Origin of the sequence: Oligoflexus sp. (assembly GCF_035638955.1) — a bacterium.
Taxonomy (GTDB): Bacteria; Bdellovibrionota_B; Oligoflexia; order Oligoflexales; family Oligoflexaceae; genus Oligoflexus.
The window spans coordinates 1-1,728 of the sequence record NZ_DASQYZ010000233.1 but is presented as its reverse complement, the minus strand read 5'-3'; the positions used below and the strand labels follow the sequence as shown (position 1 = coordinate 1,728).

Sequence of the window (1,728 nt, the reverse complement as noted above, 5' to 3'; positions counted from 1 at the left end):
GGCAGGGACGGCGATTCAGATTTCTATGTCGGAACTCCAAGCCAGATAGATGTTGAGAATGATGGCCGCCGGACAAAGTACGGACTAAAGGTTCATCCGGTTGGAACCCATGTGATCAAATCCGAGCTCTTCGGATGGCTTCGGCTCCATCCAAATTCAGATGGTGCCTACCCTCCAGGGTACTGCCATTTCCCGATAGGACATTCTCAGGAATATTTCATGGAACTGACAGCCGAGGAAATTGATGTGGAAACCGATAGCAAGGGACGTGACAAACTCGTCTTTAGAAAGACAAGGAAACGGAACGAAGCCCTGGATTGCCGGGTATACGCCCGCGCGATGGCATATATGGAAGGACTTGATGCCATGACAGAGACTCAATGGAATGTGCGTGACGCACTTTTTGAAGGAGAAAATGAGAAATGAGTTGGAGCGAAAAAGACCTGGAAAGACTGGAAAAGGCCTACAAAAACGGATTGACACAAATCGAGTTCGATGGCCAACTGAAGCAGTTTCGCTCGCTGGCTGACCTCAAGGAACTGATCGATGAGGCTCGTCAGGAATTGAGCGGCGAGGAGAAGCTGTGGTCAAACCGCATGGTGCGTCCGGTGTTCAGGCGATAGGGCAAAGGCATTATGATGCCGCCGGCAGCGATGGCTCCATTGCCGGCTGGCAGCCTGCATCCATTGCACCAGAAGCGGAAACCGCCGGAAACGAAAAACTCGAATCACGCGCCCGCGATCTATTTCGGAATTCTCCCATAGCCAGAACCATTGTGGAGAGCCATGTTCAGCAGATCATGCACGGCGGTATTTCGCTCCTTATCCAGGGCGAATCAAAGCAGCTCGAAAAGATAAAATCGCTTGTTCAGAATACCATTGAATCCACCGGGCTTGACACCAACAAGCAATCGTCCTTTAACGAGCTCACTGCGCTTTCACTTCAGGAAACCTCCACAGCGGGTAACTGCTTTGCACTGCGCGTTATCGACAAAAGCGCTCCACTTGGATTTCGAATCAAGCTTTTGGAATATGCGTATCTGGATCTTTCACTTAACAAAAGCGAAGGCCGCAACAGAATTGTCCGGGGAACAGAGCTGGACCCAAGTGATTGCCCGGTTGCTTATTGGCTGAAACCTTCATTGGACGCTGGAAAAAGGGGCAAATCGAGGCGCTATTCAACAGATGTTATTGCTCATATTTTCAGCCCCATACGCGTCGGTGCGCTCGGCGGGGTCTGTTGGTTTGCCCCGGCCATGACCCATATCCGGATGCTCGATGACATCCTTTATTCGGCCCAGCAGCGCCAGGCCACAGCCCAGTCATTCACAGCCTTCGTCACCCTCCCGCACGGATACAGGGAAGACAATGCGGACGTGATCCCAAAAGACAAAAAGGTGGAGAAAAGCGGGAAGGGGAATAGGGCAGATGAGCGCGGCTTCGCCAAAAGCACAAAGGCCGATAGCGGCGCCATGAAAAGGGCGATCAGAAATGACGATTATGTGCGCGGGCTTTCCGAGATTCGCCCCAACACTTTCTATCTGCTTCGGCCTGGGGAGGAAATCAACCTGGCCGAGCCTCCCGCACCGATTGATCTGGCGTCCATCATCAAGCCAATTGTGATGTTTATCAGCAAATGTACCGGGCTTTCCTACGAGACAATCCTTGGCGATTTTTCAAACGGCTCCTATTCAGCGACCCGTATGTCCAATATTCAGCCGGTGCTTTG

Annotated in this window: 3 protein-coding genes; all 3 read left to right on the top strand. The window is 51.9% G+C overall.

Features of this window, described 5'->3' with window-relative positions:
- The coding region (locus VE954_RS21770; protein ID WP_324956704.1) for a terminase gpA endonuclease subunit at positions 1–426 on the top strand (426 nt) is incomplete at its 5' end.
- Positions 423–623 carry a phage head-tail joining protein gene (locus VE954_RS21765; protein WP_324956702.1) on the top strand — a complete coding sequence of 67 codons (201 nt, stop codon included), beginning with the start codon at positions 423–425 and terminating at the stop codon, positions 621–623. The genes VE954_RS21770 and VE954_RS21765, both read left to right, overlap by 4 nt.
- The coding region (locus tag VE954_RS21760; RefSeq protein WP_324956700.1) for a phage portal protein at positions 584–1,728 on the top strand (1,145 nt) is incomplete at its 3' end. The genes VE954_RS21765 and VE954_RS21760, both read left to right, overlap by 40 nt.